This window comes from Amphibiibacter pelophylacis (genome assembly GCF_037688875.1).
In the GTDB taxonomy this organism is placed as follows: Bacteria; Pseudomonadota; Gammaproteobacteria; order Burkholderiales; family Burkholderiaceae_C; genus Amphibiibacter; species Amphibiibacter pelophylacis.
Genome location: NZ_JAWDIE010000047.1, coordinates 1 through 616 on the forward strand (window position 1 = coordinate 1; position 616 = coordinate 616).

The 616-nt window shown below is 62.3% G+C and carries 1 pseudogene; it reads right to left on the reverse strand.

Going from position 1 to position 616, the window contains the following annotated elements:
• Nucleotides 1-616 (reverse strand): annotated as a pseudogene (locus RV045_RS14325) (IS3 family transposase); the annotation flags it as partial.

Consider the following 616-nt stretch of genomic DNA (forward strand, 5'->3'; position numbering starts at 1 on the left):
AGCGCGTGATTGCTGTCGGTCGTGACCTTGAATCGCTTCTTGCCCTTGCCTCGAATGCCATGCAGTTGCATGAGCTTTTGCACCCGCTCCTTGCCCACGCGAATGCCTCGCGCGAGCAGCTCTTTCCAAACCCGTGGCCAGCCATAGCCACCCCGGCTTTCGGCGTGGACGGCCTTGATGTGCACCAGTAGCGCATCGTCGCTCAGATGGCGTCTCTCGGCCGCTGTGGCACGGCGCACGAAGTGCTCGTGATACCCCGCCACGCTCACCTCCAGCACGCGGCATTGCACCGAGATCGGCCACACCTTGCGATGGCCTTGAATGAAGGCGTACTTCAGCTCGCAAGCTTTGAGAAGTACGCCGTTGCTTTTCCCAAGATGTCGCGCTCCATTTTCACTCGCGCCAGCTCGGCTCGCAGCCGCGCAATCTCCATTTGCTCGGCGCTCACGGGCTTGCTGTCCACGCCGTTGAGCTTGCCAGCGCGACTGGCCTTGACCCAGTTGAACAGCGTCTGATCCACCACGCCCAGCGTGCGAGCGGCCGCCGCAATACTCTGGCCACCGTCAACCAGGCGAACCGCCTCTTGCTTGAATTCCAGCGTGTAACGCGCCCTGGC